At 61.2% G+C, this 16,017-nt stretch carries 13 protein-coding genes and 2 pseudogenes; 8 read left to right on the top strand and 7 right to left on the bottom strand.

Features of this window, described 5'->3' with window-relative positions; translation table 11 throughout:
• The first annotated feature begins 158 nt into the window (after positions 1-158).
• The 7 genes and pseudogenes from xdhA (at position 159) to AC0L4F_RS01215 (ending at position 9,631) form a co-directional block, all read left to right on the top strand.
• Positions 159-1,557 (top strand): annotated as a pseudogene (xdhA, locus tag AC0L4F_RS01245) (xanthine dehydrogenase small subunit).
• A complete protein-coding gene (xdhB, locus tag AC0L4F_RS01240) occupies positions 1,554-3,980 on the top strand; it encodes a xanthine dehydrogenase molybdopterin binding subunit (protein WP_244684335.1) in 2,427 nt (808 codons plus the stop codon). The pseudogene xdhA and the gene xdhB overlap by 4 nt, the downstream one beginning before the upstream one ends.
• Complete coding sequence (xdhC, locus tag AC0L4F_RS01235; RefSeq protein ID WP_244684333.1) at positions 3,973-4,911, top strand: xanthine dehydrogenase accessory protein XdhC; 939 nt, start codon at positions 3,973-3,975, stop codon at positions 4,909-4,911. The genes xdhB and xdhC overlap by 8 nt, the downstream gene beginning before the upstream one ends.
• Entirely contained in the window at positions 4,908-6,431 is a 1,524-nt protein-coding gene (locus tag AC0L4F_RS01230; RefSeq protein WP_244684331.1) for an ABC transporter ATP-binding protein, read from the top strand. The genes xdhC and AC0L4F_RS01230 overlap by 4 nt, the downstream gene beginning before the upstream one ends.
• A gap of 69 nt (positions 6,432-6,500) precedes the next feature.
• Positions 6,501-7,582 (top strand): annotated as a pseudogene (locus AC0L4F_RS01225) (ABC transporter permease).
• Positions 7,582-8,505, top strand: coding sequence for an ABC transporter permease (locus AC0L4F_RS01220; RefSeq protein ID WP_244684329.1), 924 nt, complete (start codon positions 7,582-7,584; stop codon positions 8,503-8,505). The pseudogene AC0L4F_RS01225 and the gene AC0L4F_RS01220 overlap by 1 nt, the downstream one beginning before the upstream one ends.
• A 52-nt stretch (positions 8,506-8,557) precedes the next feature.
• Positions 8,558-9,631, top strand: coding sequence for a BMP family ABC transporter substrate-binding protein (locus AC0L4F_RS01215; RefSeq protein ID WP_244684327.1), 1,074 nt, complete (start codon positions 8,558-8,560; stop codon positions 9,629-9,631).
• A gap of 342 nt (positions 9,632-9,973) precedes the next feature.
• Here the strand turns inward: AC0L4F_RS01215 and AC0L4F_RS01210 are convergent, their stop codons facing one another.
• A complete protein-coding gene (locus AC0L4F_RS01210; protein ID WP_244684325.1) occupies positions 9,974-10,285 on the bottom strand; it encodes an H-NS histone family protein in 312 nt (103 codons plus the stop codon).
• Positions 10,286-11,129: 844 nt separating this feature from the next.
• Here AC0L4F_RS01210 and AC0L4F_RS01205 point away from each other — a divergent pair.
• Positions 11,130-12,065, top strand: a complete 936-nt coding sequence (locus AC0L4F_RS01205; RefSeq protein ID WP_244684323.1) for a MurR/RpiR family transcriptional regulator — start codon at positions 11,130-11,132, stop codon at positions 12,063-12,065.
• A gap of 20 nt (positions 12,066-12,085) precedes the next feature.
• Here the strand turns inward: AC0L4F_RS01205 and AC0L4F_RS01200 are convergent, their stop codons facing one another.
• From AC0L4F_RS01200 to AC0L4F_RS01175, 6 genes are read right to left on the bottom strand one after another with little or no spacing between them, the layout of a single operon-like run.
• Positions 12,086-13,282 carry a TonB family protein gene (locus tag AC0L4F_RS01200; RefSeq protein ID WP_244684321.1) on the bottom strand — a complete coding sequence of 399 codons (1,197 nt, stop codon included), beginning with the start codon at positions 13,280-13,282 and terminating at the stop codon, positions 12,086-12,088.
• Positions 13,279-13,665, bottom strand: a complete 387-nt coding sequence (locus AC0L4F_RS01195; RefSeq protein WP_244684318.1) for an ExbD/TolR family protein — start codon at positions 13,663-13,665, stop codon at positions 13,279-13,281. The genes AC0L4F_RS01200 and AC0L4F_RS01195 overlap by 4 nt, the downstream gene beginning before the upstream one ends.
• The gene (locus AC0L4F_RS01190) at positions 13,662-14,051 is read right to left on the bottom strand and encodes a biopolymer transporter ExbD (protein ID WP_244684316.1); all 390 of its coding nucleotides are present in this window, start codon (positions 14,049-14,051) and stop codon (positions 13,662-13,664) included. Before AC0L4F_RS01190 ends, AC0L4F_RS01195 begins: the two co-directional genes overlap by 4 nt.
• Positions 14,044-14,721 (bottom strand): MotA/TolQ/ExbB proton channel family protein, encoded by a 678-nt coding sequence (locus AC0L4F_RS01185; protein ID WP_244684314.1) that lies wholly within the window; start codon positions 14,719-14,721, stop codon positions 14,044-14,046. The genes AC0L4F_RS01190 and AC0L4F_RS01185 overlap by 8 nt, the downstream gene beginning before the upstream one ends.
• Entirely contained in the window at positions 14,718-15,224 is a 507-nt protein-coding gene (locus AC0L4F_RS01180) for a hypothetical protein (protein ID WP_244684312.1), read from the bottom strand. Before AC0L4F_RS01180 ends, AC0L4F_RS01185 begins: the two co-directional genes overlap by 4 nt.
• A 3-nt stretch (positions 15,225-15,227) precedes the next feature.
• Positions 15,228-16,004, bottom strand: coding sequence for a ChaN family lipoprotein (locus AC0L4F_RS01175; RefSeq protein WP_244684310.1), 777 nt, complete (start codon positions 16,002-16,004; stop codon positions 15,228-15,230).
• Positions 16,005-16,017: the final 13 nt, after the last annotated feature.

Genomic DNA, 16,017 nt, shown 5'->3' with positions numbered 1-16,017 from the left:
TTATGCAATGGCAAAAACTTTCTGCACCGCAGCCAAGGATTCGCTTGCCAGTCGCGAACCAGCCTCCCTATCCTGCTTAACGGACCGGCACGCAAACCTTCTACGCCGCATCGAGGGTTTGCAAAATTGTGCGCAAGGTAGAGCGGCAGGACCCAGATATGGACATTGGCTTTCTTCTGAACGGAGAACATGTCCGGCTTCGCCCTGACAATCCAACGCAAACTCTGCTGGACTGGCTGCGCGAAGACCGCGGATTGACCGGAACCAAAGAGGGCTGCAACGAAGGCGACTGCGGGGCCTGCACGGTGATGGTGCAGGATGAAAACGGTATCCGCGCGCTGAATGCCTGCATCCTCTTTTTACCGCAGCTGGAAGGCAAATCTGTCCGCACGGTCGAGGGCATTCGCGACGACAGCGGCGATCTGCACCCGGTTCAATCCGCCATGGTCGCGCATCACGGCTCGCAATGCGGGTTTTGCACGCCGGGCTTCATCGCCTCGATGGCCGTGGCCCATGCCAATGGCCAAACCGATCACAACGACCGGCTGGCCGGCAATCTCTGCCGCTGCACCGGCTACGCCCCGATCCTCCGCGCAGCCAAATCCGCCGAAACCGCACCGGTGCCACACTGGGTCGCGGCGGATGCCGCCCTTGTGGCTTCTTCTGTTCAAAAATATCCCGGGGGGGCGCAGCGGGGGGCAGGCCCCCCTTCCTGCCCCGATCCTCGGACGAACTGGCGCAAATCTACAGCCAACACCCCGACGCAACCCTGATCGCCGGGGCCACCGATGTGGGGCTCTGGGTCACCAAACAATTGCGCGACCTCGATCCGGTCATCTTCCTCAATCAGTGCCAGGATCTGCAACAGATCGAACACCGGGGCGACACATTGAAAATCGGCGCCGGTGTCACCATCGCACAGCTCTGGCCGGTGATGACGGAGCTTTATCCCAGTTTCGGCGAACTCCTGCGCCGCTATGGCAGCGTTCAGGTGCGCGAGGCCGCGACCATCGGCGGCAATATCGCCAACGGCTCTCCCATCGGGACAGCCCGCCGGTGCTGATCACCCTCGGCGCGACATTGCATCTGCGCCAAGGTGACAGGCGGCGCGACATCGCACTGGAAGATTTCTTCATCGACTACGGCAAACAGGATCGTGCCCCGGGCGAATTTGTCGAGGCCGTGACCATCCCCAAAACCCGCGCCAATCTGCGCAGCTACAAACTCTCGAAACGCTTTGATCAGGATATTTCCGCCGTCTGCGGTGCCTTTGATCTGACCATCACGGATGGCAAGATCTCCGCCGCCCGCATCGCATTTGGCGGCATGGCCGGTACGCCAAAGCGCGCGATCACATTGGAAACCGCCCTCATCGGTCGGCCCTGGTCCGAAGACAGCGTGGCGGCGGCCGCCGCTGCGCTGGATGAGGACTTCACCCCGATGTCCGACATGCGCGCCAGTGCCGAGTATCGCAAGACCAGCGCCAAAAACATGCTTCTGCGTTACTTCCACGACCTGAACGGCACAGCCACCTCGGTGCTGGAGGTCACACCATGAGCGTCTCCAAACCCCTGCCCCATGATGCCGGCGCGCTGCATGTCACCGGCGCGGCGCGCTATATCGACGACATTCCGACCCCGCGCGGCACCCTGCATATCGCTTTTGGCACCAGTGAAATTGCCCGCGGCACAATCACCGCTCTGGACCTCACCGCCGTGCGCGCCGCGCCCGGTGTCGCTGCGGTGCTGACGGCGGATGATCTGCCGTTTGCCAATGATGTGTCACCGTCAATCCATGACGAACCCCTGCTCAGCACCGGCGCGCTGCATTATATCGGCCAACCGATCTTTGCGGTGGTCGCCGATACCCATCTGAACGCCCGCAAGGCTGCACGTCTGGCCAAGGTCGAAACCACCGCCGAAACCCCGATCCTGACCATTGACGCCGCCCTCGCCGCCAACAGCCGGTTCGAAGACGGCCCGCGCATCTATCAAAAGGGCGACGCCGCCAGCGCCATCGCGGGCGCGCCACACCAGCTGACCGGCAGTCTGGAAATGGGCGGCCAGGAACATTTCTATCTGGAAGGTCAGGCCGCCCTCGCCCTGCCACAGGACAACGGCGACATGGTGGTGCATTCCTCGACCCAGCACCCGACCGAGATCCAGCACAAGGTGGCCGAGGCCATCGGCACCCCGATGCATGCGGTCCGGGTGGAAACCCGGCGCATGGGCGGCGGTTTTGGAGGCAAGGAAAGCCAGGGCAATGCATTGGCCTGTATCTGCGCCATCGCGGCGCAGATCACCGGAAAACCCTGCAAGATGCGTTATGACCGCGATGATGACATGACCATCACCGGCAAACGTCACGATTTCCGCATCGATTATTCCGTCGGCTTTGACGATCAGGGCAAAATCACTGGCGTTGACTTCATGCAATATGCCCGCTGTGGCTGGGCACAGGATCTGTCGCTGCCGGTGGCGGACCGCGCCATGCTGCACGCCGACAATGCCTATCATCTGGAACACGCCCGGATCGAAAGCCACCGGTTGAAAACCAATACCCAAAGCGCCACCGCCTATCGCGGTTTTGGCGGCCCGCAGGGGATGTTGGGCATCGAACGGGTGGTTGATCACATCGCGCATCATCTGGGGCTTGATCCGCTGACGGTGCGGCGCGCCAATTATTATGAGGCCCCGGCAAAAACCGGGGCGGGCACAGCGCATCGCTACACCGGTCCGCATTCCGCCGCCAAATCCCGGCCCTTCACCGCCCCGGGTGCCGATCTGACCTCGCGCGGGACGGCGCAAAACGTGACCCCGCCAGCGGTGCCCACGCCACAGCCCGGTGTGCAAACCACGCCCTATGGCATGGGCGTCACGGACTTCATTCTGAACGAGATGACCGACGCCTTGGCGACCCGCGCCGATTATGCCACCCGGCGCGCGGATATCTCTGCCTGGAATGCCTCCAATCCGATCCTGAAACGCGGTCTTGCCCTGACGCCGGTGAAATTCGGCATTTCCTTTACGCTGACCCACCTCAATCAGGCCGGCGCGCTGGTGCATGTCTATCAGGATGGCTCGATCCACCTGAACCACGGCGGCACCGAAATGGGTCAGGGGCTGTTTCAAAAGGTGGCGCAGGTCGCGGCATCGCGCTTTGGCGTGCCGATCGACATGATCCGCATCACCGCGACCGACACCGCCAAGGTGCCCAACACTTCGGCGACTGCCGCCTCCTCCGGGTCTGATCTGAACGGTATGGCGGTCAAGAACGCCTGTGACAAGATCACCGCAAGGATGGCCGAACATCTGGCGGGATTGCACCAGCAGCCGGTCGAAAACGTCCGGTTCGAGGATGGCAATGTCATCGTCGGCGGCGAGACCCTGACCTTTGCCGAAGCGGCGAAATCCGCCTATGAGGCGCGGATCAGCCTGTCCGCCACCGGATTTTACAAGACGCCCGATGTCGCCTGGGACCGGATCAAGGGCCAGGGGCGGCCATTTTTCTATTTCGCCTATGGTGCGGCACTGACCGAATGCGTGATCGACACGCTGACCGGCGAAAACCGTATCTTGCGCACCGATATTCTGCATGATGCCGGCGCCTCGCTGAACCCGGCGCTGGACATCGGACAGGTCGAAGGCGGCTTTGTTCAAGGCGCCGGCTGGCTCACGATGGAGGAGCTGGTCTGGGACGATACGGGCCGCTTGCGCACCCATGCGCCGTCGACCTATAAAATCCCGGCCTGTTCCGACACGCCGGATGTGTTCAACGTCGACCTGTGGGATGGCGAAAACCAAAGCGACACGATCTATCGTTCCAAGGCGGTGGGCGAACCGCCCTTCATGCTGGGCATGTCGGCCTTCTTTGCGCTGTCGGATGCAATTGCCGCCTGTGGCAAGGGCTATCCCGATTTGGACGCCCCGGCGACGCCGGAACGCATTCTTGCCGCGATCAAGGCGCTGGACGATGTTTGACCGCACAGGCCTGTGTGATGTGGTTGCCGACAAGGGCCGGGTCGCCCGCGTGGTGATTGCCGCGATTGCCGGGTCATCCCCGCGCGAAGTGGGGGCCGCGATGCTGGTCTGGGCAGATGGGCAAAGCGGCACCATTGGCGGCGGCGCTTTGGAATATGCCGCGACACTTGCGGCGCGCGACGCCCTGACCGGGCAAGCGCCGGATCAGTTGACCCGCCACCCCCTGGGGCCGGAACTGGGGCAATGCTGCGGTGGCGCGTTGACCCTCCTGACCGAGGTTTATGACGCCCCGCGCCTGGACGATGTGCCGGAAACTGGGGTCTTTGCACGTGGCAAAGGTGCGAAACCGCTGGCGATTTTCCGAGCCGAAACCGACCTGCGCAACGCGGGCGCGCCGGTGACGGCGGGACTTCATGGTTCATGGTTTATCGAGCCAATTTTGACCCCGGATTTCCAAATCTGGATCTGGGGCGCGGGCCATGTGGGCCGTGCCCTGGTCGACGTTCTGGCCCCGCTGCCGGGCATGGCGATCACCTGGGTCGACACCGCCGCAGCGCGCTTTCCCGACGCCCACCCCACGTCGGTCACTGTGGTCCCTGTCGCTGACCCGGCCGCTTTGATGCCCCATGCCCCGAAAACCGCGCATCACCTGATCCTGACATATTCGCACGCGCTGGATCTGGCGCTGTGCCACGCCGCATTGACCCATGGCTTTGCCAGCGCCGGATTGATCGGATCTGTCACCAAATGGGCGCGCTTCCGGTCGCGGCTTGCCGCCTTGGGACATAGTGATGCCCAAATAGCGCGCATCACCTGTCCGATTGGCGACCCCGGATTGGGCAAACATCCGCATGCCATTGCTGTGGGGGTGGCGGCCCGTTACCTGAACCGAACAGAGCCCCAGACCGCCGCAAGGGAGAACCGCGCATGAGAGAGACCCTGTTGGATATCAAAGGGCTGACCAAGGCCTATCCCGGTGTGATCGCCAATTCCGATGTGTCCTTTTCGGTGGGCAAGGGCGAGGTGCATGCGCTTTTGGGTGAAAACGGCGCGGGCAAATCCACGCTGGTCAAAATGATCTATGGTCTGGTGAAACCGGACAGCGGCAGCATGATGCTGAACGGCGCGGCCTTTGCCCCGCCAAACCCACATGCGGCCCGTGGCTCTGGTGTGGCGATGGTGTTTCAGCATTTTTCCCTGTTCGAGGCGCTGACCGTTGCTGAAAACGTCGCGCTTGGCATGGAAAATCCGCCCAAGCCCCGCGATCTGGCCCAGCAGATCCGCGACGTGTCGGAAACCTATGGTCTGCCGCTTGATCCCGACCGCACGGTTGGCGGGTTGTCGGCCGGTGAACGCCAGCGGGTCGAAATCATCCGCTGTCTTCTGCAAGATCCGCGCCTGTTGATCATGGATGAGCCGACCTCGGTTCTGACGCCGCAAGAGGTCGAAATCCTGTTTCAGACGCTGCGCAAACTGTCGGACGAAGGCACGGCAATCCTGTATATTTCTCACAAGCTGGAAGAAATCCGCACAATCTGCGAAAGCGCGACAATCCTGCGCCGTGGGCAGGTCGTCGCGACCTGTACCCCACGCGACACCACCGCGCGGGCGCTGGCGGAAATGATGGTCGGGGCGTCGTTTGATGCGGTGCAACGCGCCACCAAGGAGTTTGGCGAGGTGCGGTTGAAAGTGGACGGTCTGTCGGCCAAATCCCCCGGCGAATTCGGCACATCGCTCAAAGATATCTCATTCGAGGTGCGCGCAGGCGAGGTTCTGGGCATTGGCGGCGTGGCGGGCAACGGACAGGATGAATTCCTGGCCGCGATTTCCGGTGAAATCCTGACCGAGGCGCAAATGGTGTCCTTTGATGGCGCGCCGGTCGGCACCCAAGGCCCCGAAGCACGGCGCAAAGCCGGATTATTGTCCGCGCCAGAGGAACGATTGGGCCATGCGGCGGCCCCGGACATGAGCCTGACGGAAAACGCCATGCTGACGGCGGCAGCGCGTCAAGGGTTGATGAAGAAAGGATTTCTGAACTGGCCCAAGGCCACCGGATTTGCCGAACAGGTGATCGAGGCCTTTGATGTGCGCACGCCCGGTGCGGGCACCGCGGCGCGGGCGTTGTCGGGCGGCAATCTTCAGAAATTTGTCATTGGCCGCGAGGTGCTGCAACGACCGCAGGTTCTGGTGGTGAACCAGCCGACCTGGGGCGTGGATGCGGCGGCGGCGGCGGCAATCCGACAGGCGCTTCTGGACCTTGCGGCCCAGGGCGCAGCCGTGGTGGTGATCAGTCAGGATCTGGATGAATTGATGGAAGTGGCCGACCGGTTTGGCGCGTTGAACGAAGGCCGATTGTCGGACATTCGCCCGGTACAGGGTCTGACGGTGGATGAAATCGGCCTGATGATGGGTGGCGCACATGATATGGAGATGGCCCATGCAACGGCTTGATCGACGCACAACGCCAGCATTGGCAGACCCGATTTCGGTAAAGAAATTTGCAAATTCGGAGGGCCGGACATGATCCACCTCGTCAAACGGCCCCAGCCTTCGCGGTTTTGGACCGCTGTCACCCCGTTGCTGGCGGTGTTGCTGACCATGATTGTCGGCGGCATCATGTTTGCCGCCCTGGGCAAACCGCCGCTAGAGGCGATCCGCACGATTTTCTGGGATCCGATCTTTGGCGAATTTGCGTTTTATTATCGTGGGCAATTGCTGATCAAGGCCGGGCCGCTGATCCTGATTGCGATCGGTCTGTCCATCGGCTTTCGCGCGGGGATCTGGAATATCGGCGCCGAAGGCCAGTATATCATGGGGGCGATTGCCGGTGCTGGTGTCGGGTTGGCCTTTTACCCGCTCGACAGTTTCATCATTTTTCCGCTGATGATCCTTGCCGGGGCGCTTGGCGGTTGGGCCTGGGGCATGATCCCGGCCATCCTGAAGACCAAATTCGGCACCAATGAAATTCTGGTCTCGCTGATGCTGGTCTATGTGGCCGAAGCCTGGCTTGCCTCTGTGGCCTCTGGGCTGTTGAAAAACCCCGAAGGGCGCGGGTTTCCCGGTTCGCGCAATCTTCAGCAATATGAAAGCGCCGCCAATACCGAAATCATTGCCGGGACCGGCATGCATTGGGGTGTGATCGCCGCCTTTATTGCGGTGATTTTCGCCTATGTCCTGCTGACCCGCCACATACGTGGCTTTCACATCCGCCTGACCGGCGAAGCGCCACGCGCCGCAAGGTTCGCCGGGGTGAAACCCGCACGGGTGATCCTGTTCTGTCTTGGTCTGTCGGGCGCATTGGCTGGTATGGCCGGATTGTTTGAGGTCGCAGGCCCGGCGGGGCAGATCACCATCGACTTCAACTCCGGCTACGGCTTTACCGCGATTATCGTGGCCTTTCTGGCAGGCTGCATCCGGTGGGCATCCTGTTGGCCGGGTTGTTGATGGCGCTGACCTATATCGGTGGCGAAGCGGCGCAGAGCAATTTGGGCCTGCCCGGCGCGGCGATCCAATTGTTTCAGGGCATGTTGCTGTTCTTCTTGCTGGCGACGGATGTATTCACCAATTACCGCGTCCAATTCGGACAGGGGGAGGCCGCATAATGGACTTTGGCACAATCAATCCGATCCTTCTGGTTGCCTCGCTCATGGTGTCGGCCACGCCGATCCTTTTGGCCGCAATTGGCGAACTGGTGACGGAAAAATCAGGCGTGCTGAACCTGGGCGTCGAGGGCATGATGATCACTGGCGCGGTGGTCGGTTTTGCCGTCGCGGTCAACACAGGCTCGCCCTTGCTGGGTTTTGCGGCGGCGGCCCTGGCCTCGGCGCTTTTGTCGCTGAGCTTTGGGTTCCTGACGCAATATCTCTTGTCCAATCAGGTGGCGACCGGGCTGGGCCTGACATTGGTCGGGCTGGGGCTGTCATCGCTGATCGGCAAACCCTATGAGGGGATGAAGGCCCCCAGCCTGGCGGATCTGCATATCCCGGTGCTGGGCGACATTCCGGTCATCGGGCCGATGTTGTTCCAGCATGACATCATGGTTTACGTCTCGATTGCCATGATCGCCGCCGTCTGGGCGGTGCTGAAATTCACCCGTGCCGGATTGATCCTGCGCGCCGTCGGCGAAAGCCATGATGCCGCGCATGCGCTGGGCTACAAGGTGGTGCATATCCGCATGATGGCAATTGCCTTTGGCGGGGCCTGTTCCGGGCTTGGCGGGGCCTATCTTTCGCTGGTGCGGGTGCCGCAATGGACCGAAGGCATGACCGCCGGGGCCGGTTGGATCGCGCTGGCGATTGTGGTTTTTGCCAGCTGGAAACCCTGGCGCGTGCTGATCGGTGCGTATCTTTTTGGCGGCGTCACCGTCTTGCAGTTGAACCTGCAAGCGGCGGGCACAAGCCTCCCGGTCGAGTACTTGTCGATGTCACCGTATCTGATAACAATCCTGGTGCTGGTCGTTATTTCAGCGCGGGGATACCACGGCGCACCGGCCTCACTCGGCCGCGCATTCCATGCCTCGCACTGAGGCCAAACCAAACAAAAGACCATATTGAACAACCACATTGGGGAGTATCCAAATGAACCGCAGAACCCTTCTTGCCAGCGCAGCTCTGGCACTGGGCTTGGCCGGCACGGCCATCGCTCAGGACAAAACCAAGGTTGGCTTTATCTTTGTCGGACCCGTAGGCGATGGTGGCTGGACCTACGAACACAACCAAGGCCGTCTGGCGGTTGAAGAACACTTTGGTGATGCCGTCGAAACCGTGTTTCAGGAAAGCGTGCCCGAAGGTGCCGACAGTGAACGCGCGATGACGCAAATGGCGCTGGGTGGCGCCGACATCATCTTTACCACTTCGTTCGGGTATATGGATCCGACAATCAATGTGGCTTCGAAATTCCCGAATGTGAAATTCGAACATGCGACGGGGTACAAACGCGCCGATAACGTCAGCACCTATTCAGCCCGTTTCTATGAAGGCCGTGCCATTCAGGGCCATATCGCGGGCAAGATGACCAAGACCAACAAGATCGGTTATATTGCGTCCTTCCCGATCCCAGAGGTTATTCGCGGCATCAACTCGGCCTATCTTCACGCCAAGAAGGTAAACCCGGACGTCGAATTTTCGGTCGTTTGGGCCTACACTTGGTTTGATCCCGCAAAAGAGGCCGATGCCGCCAACGCATTGATCGAACAGGGTGCGGATGTGATCCTGCAACACACCGATTCCACCGCGCCACAGGCCGCAGCGGAAAAGGCCGGCAATGTCATCACCTTTGGGCAGGCGTCGGACATGGGTGAATATGCACCGCTGCCGCGCGTGTCGTCGATCATCGACGATTGGGCCCCGTATTACATCGCCCGCGTTCAGGCGGTGAAGGATGGCACATGGGAAAGCACCGACACCTGGGACGGCATTGGGCCGGGCATGGTGGGCATTGGCGAGATTTCCGATGCGGTCCCAGCCGAGGTCAAGGCCGAGGCGTTGGCAATGAAAGACGCGATTGCGTCGGGCGAATATCATCCCTTTACCGGGCCGATCAAAAAGCAGGACGGCTCTGACTGGCTGGCCGAGGGCGAAACCGCTGACGACGGCACGCTGGCGGGCATGGATTTCTATGTCGAAGGTCTGACCGGCGACATCCCGAACTGATTTTGCCCCGATCCGCCGGACCATCCGGGCGGGTGAGGTTATAAAAGAACGCGAGCGGCGATATTTTCGCCGCTCGTGGCCGTTAAAGGGGTCATCTCTCAAATGGCGCCTGACAGCCTGAAGGCCCGTTTCTCGCTGCGCTGCGCGGCCTGTCCTGCGTGACGCGCCCCTCTTGGCCACGTCATGGGGCAAGCACAGCTTTCCAGCGTCCAAAATATCAAAAGCCCCCAATGCCTGGCATCAGGGGCTCGTTAATTCACGTTACGAATGTCGCCAACGAAAGCCTTCCCAGGTCTCACTCCAGGGTAGCAATGCGGATGGCACATCCGCCACAAATACCCGTCAGGAAATCAACATGGTCTCGGGCGAAACGCCCTCTTCCAATGCAGCCACAAACCAGCCCGGTTTACGGCCACGGCCGGTCCACGTCTGATCAATGTTTTCGGGATTGCGATATTTCGGAGTGGAAATCTTTCCACCTTTGCCACTTGTCAGATCAGATAGAGAGAACCCCATCTCCGCGGCTTTTGCTTCCAGCGCTGCGAGCGCTTCTTTTTTCTTTCTGTCTTCAAAAGTGCTGATTGCTTTTGCTACGTTCTTTTGCAGCTGCTTCAGTTCTTTCAGAGACATTCCGTCAAGGTTTATTTCCGACATGTCATCTCCGATACCTTGTCAATGTAACATTGATGATCGTTATTTGATCGTGAATTTCCAGTCAATTCATTAATTTGTGTCCAGCGCAATCGTCGGCGGAATTCACAACCTATTACCCTGACGTGCAATTTTATTTTCTCGCTTTAGCTGCATTTCCCAAAAAACTGACGCTTACCAGTATCAAGTTGCCACAAGCTTCATGCAACCTGTTCGAACATCCTTTTCCAACACGACCCACTGACGTTTGTCGCGCATTCCTTTTTCTTCGCAAAAGGATACCTAAAATCACGTATAATTTCCAGCATCCATCGCTTCAATTCGCTGGATTGACCTCCCCAAATTTGGCGGTCCAAATACGGGGGCTTCAATTTTAGATCCCGATTTTGAAACCGGAAATCGCGGCTGATTTGAGGGTGAAATTGGTTTCGAAATTCGCGGAAATGCGGCAGATGAATGCACATCGTCCAGAGTAAAAACCGCACCCCGGGGGATGCGTTTTTTTGGTCGGACGGGGATGCGCCGCCCGATAATTTATGCCGAAAACGGTTTGTAAACCACGGCGTAAAATTCGACTTTGCCGTCCACCATGATTTGCGGCCGCACGGCAAATCGCGGCGTCTTCGATTGCACAATTTTCCTTCATCGCCCCCGCCGCATACAGGATCTCTGCCGCGACCGGTGCCAAGGCACCATGAAAATGCCCGCCAACTCCGCCACATCAAGCAAACTCCGTTACAGAATTACCCCCCCATTCCAGATCCAGCTTTTCACCTCGGGCATCTGGGCAAGCCCAGCCTGATATCTTACCTAAGGTACACGCCCGTCGGCGTTACACTGGGATTCCATGGCAGAAAAACAGAACGAACCAAGCGCAGACACCCTATCGCCGAAAAAGGGAACATCTGGCTTTACCGATGTCATTTCGGCTCTGCATCGCCATGACGGCAAAATGGCGACGCAGGAACAGAAGGTCGCTGATTACGTCAAGGCCCACCTTCAGGACATCAGCGCCATGACCATTGCCGAGCTTGCCGGCCATTGCGGTGTCAGCACGCCGACGGTCATTCGGTTCTGCCGCACCCTGGGCTGTGACGGCTTTCGCGAATTCAAGCTGCGGCTGGCGCAGAATCTGGCTGTCAGCCAGCAATATCTTTCGGCCGCCCCCGGTCTTTCCGCGCCGACCGGCAATGGCGCGATTGATCAGATCCTGTGCACGATCTTTGCCAAGGCCATAGAAATGCGCGATCAGGTGGACACCGATGCGCTGGATCTGGCGAAACAGGCCCTGCTGGACAGCCGCCATCTGTTGTGCGCCGGGATCAGCGGCGGGTCATCGGTGATTGCCCAAGAAGCGGCAAACCGGTTTTTCCGTCTTGGCGTGCCCTCTTTTGCGGTGAACGACAGCTGTATCCTGCAAATGCGGGCCGCGACTCTGACCGGCGGTGATGTGCTGTTGCTGATTTCCGCCAGCGGCGAGGCCGACGCCATCGTCAGCGCGGCGGAAATCGCCGACGGCTATGGGGCAACCACGATCTGCATCACCAAGCCGGACACGCGCCTGGCCAAGGCCTGTACCATCCCGATCCTGGTGGATGTGCATGAGGATATCGACATCCACAAACCCACAGCGTCACGCTACATTCACCTTATCCTGGTGGATGCGCTGGCCATGTCGGTGGCCCAGGCACTGCCCCACAAGGCCACCGAAAACCTGCGCCGCATTCAGACGTCCCTGACCGCCTATCACGGACGGACAGGGCCACAGCCACTTGGTGATTGACTGGGCGATTAACCGGGCGACTAACGACCCTTGATCTGGATCGAAAACCCGCGCCTTGCGCCGCTGGGTGGCTTCGGAAAGGGTGCCGCGCGGCGGACCAATTGCATGGCAGCGGAATCCAGCGCCGAAGACCCCGAACTGCGCGCGACAGAGACCGAGGCCAATCCGCCGCTGCCGCTGATGGTAAAGGCCACCACCGTTGCCCCGCGCGCGTTCACACGTGGTTTGCCGACCCGCGACAGTTTGCGCATGACCAGCCCCGGATAGTTGCTGACCGCGGCGTTGCCCGCGGATTTTTTGCGCCCGCCGCTGCCGCTTTGCTGTGCCTTGGCCGTGGCGGTGCCATTGGCCACGCCTGCGCGGGCGTTCTGGGCCGCATTGCCCTTGGGGGTCTTGGGTTTCGCCGCGGTTTTTGTCGGCTGCTTCTTGGGGGACGTGCGGGCGACGGGTGCCGGGGGTGTGGCGGGTTTATGGGCTTCGGCAAATTCCGCACTGCGCATTTTCGGACGCTTGGACCGGGTCACCGTGGCAACCTCTGGATCTGTCCCGGTCAGGGGCACGGCCCGGGGTTCGATCAGGGGGTCGGTTGGGGGTTCTGTCGGGGGCGCGACCTCTGACACCGGCGTGTCCGGGATCAACGGCGGCGCAGGGCGGGCCAAGGCCGCGGGGGCGGCGGCGGTTGCGGTCGTGGCAACCGTTTTCGCAGGCTTGGCCGACTTGACCGGTTGCAAAGCCGCGACCGCGCGCCCCGGCGCAATTCTCACATCCTCTGGAACCTCGGTGGCGGTCGGCGCTGGTGCGTTTTGCGCCTGTGCGGGCTGTTCGACCTCTGTGGCTTGCGCCGCCTTTGCCTTTTGCGCGGCCTCAACCGCTTGTGCCCGTTCGGCGGGCTGGCGGGCCTCGGCATCTGGTGTGGGTTGCACCGGTTCGGCGGCCTCGGCATATGTCTCTGGTTCCGCCGGTTGCGCCGCCTCTGGGGGCTGTTGCGCTTTGGCGGTGTCCACCTCAGGGCGCGGTGTTTCAACCTCGGCCGGTTCAGGCGTGGCAACCCCCGCCACCATATCGGCAAACGCATTGCCAAGCCGCACCTCTGCCGCGCCATTGGCCCCTTCCATCAGGGCCTTCTCTGGTGTCACCAGCGACAATGCCAATGCCCCATGCGCCACCAAAGCCGTGGCAAGTGCCGCCAATTTCGCCGCGCGCGATGTCATCTTCATTGCAGCGCCCTTTCCGTAACAATCACAACGCTTTCCGCGCCAGCGGCCCGCAAATCCCGCCCAATGCGCACCAACGCACTGGCCGCCAGATCCCGATCGGGCACAATGCGCACCCGGTTCCGGGCCTCTTCGGGAACAGCGGCCAGAAATTCTGTCGCCGATGCGACCGCCCGGCCCTGATGGGTCATGCGGCCATCGGCATGGACCACCAATGCATCGGCGGGCGCAGTGCCTTCGATCTCGGCCACCCGCACCAGCTTCAGATCCTTATCCAACGGCGCGGCCAAAGTGCCGGCCACCAAAAAGAAGATCAGCATCAAGAACACAATGTTGATCAGCGCCGTTGTCGGCTCTCGGTCTTTGCGGCGGGCTCTGATGGTCATGTGGTTTCCAATACGGTGACCCGCACCCCCGCAACCGGACGCAATGCCGCCAACAGATCAGTCAGCCGTTGAGCCGTCACCGGACCACGCATCGCGACCAGCACGCTAAGCGGCGCAACATCATCGGTTTTGAAGGCCGCGACGGCCTCTGCCAGTGCCGCAAGATCATGATCGGTGCCATTCACCCGCAAACTGTCCGGTCCCAGCGACAGAAAAACCGGCTTTGCACCGTTTTCCGCCACTCCGCCACCCGCCCCGCCGGCGGCCAGTTCAACCTCGGCAAAACGGGTAAAGGTCGAGGACAACATGAAAAACAACAGCAGCAAGAAGATGACATCAATCAACGAGGTCATCGACAACTTGCGCCGTCGCGCGCGTCTACGCATGGTCAGGCTCCGGCAATGGCACCGAAGAGGACGCGGGCTCTGTCTGTTCGGCTACGCTACGGCCCTGATCCGGTGCCAGAATTGTACGCAACGCGGTTTGGGCCAGGACGCGATCGCCATCCATCCGCGATTCCAGCCAGGCCAGGACCAGCGCGGTTGGCATCGCCACCGCCAACCCCACCGCCGTGGTCAACAACGCCACCCAAATACCGCCCGCCAGAATAGAGGGATCGACCTGCGCGCCAGCGGCCTGCAGGGCCTGAAACGCCGAAATCATCCCCAGAACCGTGCCAAACAACCCAAGCAGCGGGGCAAGCTGGGCCACCGAATCCAAAAGCCGGAAACCGCGTTCCAATCTGGCAAAGCGGGATTCGGCCTCGGCCTCAAGCCGCGCGCCGTCGGTTTGGCCGTTCAGCGCCATGGCCAGAACCGGACGCAGATAGCTGCGCGATTGATCCAGATACAGCCGCGCGCCGCTCTGATCGCCCCGGTCCCAGGCCGCCACCGCCTGTTGCAAGGCCTTGTGTCGCCCGACGCCCGCCGCCGTGAATTGCCACAGCTTGTAGATCACAACGGTCGAGACAATGATCGACAGCAGACACAGCAGCAACACGACAGGCCCGCCAAGGTCCAGAATGTGCAAAATGGTTTCACGAACGGCGGCAATCATCCCAGAATCTCCACATCAATACGGCTGCGCAATTCCAGATCGCGGCCACAGGCATCCGGGGCCAGCCCGTCGCTGGTGCATGTTTCGGCCCCGTTGATCAGCAACCGGCCCAGCGCGCTGCAATCAAGGCCCGGCAAGACAAACTGACGCACACGCGGGCGCGCGGCGGGCAAGGCCCCGAAATCAAACAGGGTCAGACGGTCAACCCCGCCCGAGGTGTCAAACAACACCGCCTCATAGATGGCCGACGTGATATCGGCGGCATGGCCGTTCTGGATCAGAAAACTGACCTGACAGGCGCCGTCGACCTGGGCCACGGAATTCAGCTCCAGCGTGACATGGCTGCCCTGATCGGTTTCCGCCGGGCTTTGCGCCGGGGTGATTTGGGCCGGGGTGGATTCGGCCGGGGTGGATTCGGCGGGGGCGATTTCCGGCAGGGCCATCGCGGCAGCCGACACAACAATCGCCAGAGCGGCCAAGGCGCGGTTTCGATAATAGAACATCTTTTACTCTCCATCTTTGCCGCGCAGCGCGGCACAGGGGTCATCCCGATCAACCGGCGGCACGACATGGCTTTCGTCAAATGGCACGTCGGTTGCGTCTTCGACAAAGCCGACAGCCCAGGTCTGGGTCTGGGGCGCCGCAAGGGCGATCAACGCCGGCACCCCCCAATCGGTGCGCACATGACCGTTGCCCGCAATCACCGCGACGGGCGGACCATAGGTGTCCAACGCCATCAGGGCCGCGCGGGCAAACACCGCGTCGCGGTAACGTTGCACCGCCACCATGCCGCCCATCATCGCGCGCGGCATGGCCTGGCAATGGGCATCAAACTGCATCTCTTCGCGCGCGGATTGCTGCGCCTTTGGCAGGGCGCGATCCAATCCAAATCGTCCGGCATCCGCGCCGAACAGGGCCGCGGCCCCGTCGCCATAGACGGCGCGAATGTCCGCGCGCGGGGCGGCTGCCCCGACAATCTGTGCATCACCCAAGGCCTCAAAGATCGGCGCATAAAGCGCATAATCCGGCCAGTCGCCCTCGGCCCAGATGTCCGGGATGCGCGCCGGGTCTTCGGCGGCCTGCTGGGCCTGTGCCTGCGTCAGCATTTCAAACACCACCGCCGTGGGTTTCAGATCGGCCAAACGCGCGGCCTGAGCCAAATGAGCATCGGGATTGTCATGCACCTCGCCCAACAGCACAATATCGGCTGGTGGAATGGCGGTGGGCTGGGCCTGGACCGCCGTCGAAAGCGCAAAAATCGCACAAAGAGCACCGCGAAACATATTCAGATCTTTC

Source organism: Marinovum sp. J2-8 (assembly GCF_055808435.1).
The sequence above is the reverse complement of the archived record's forward strand: the minus strand, read 5'-3'. Positions and strand labels throughout refer to the sequence as shown.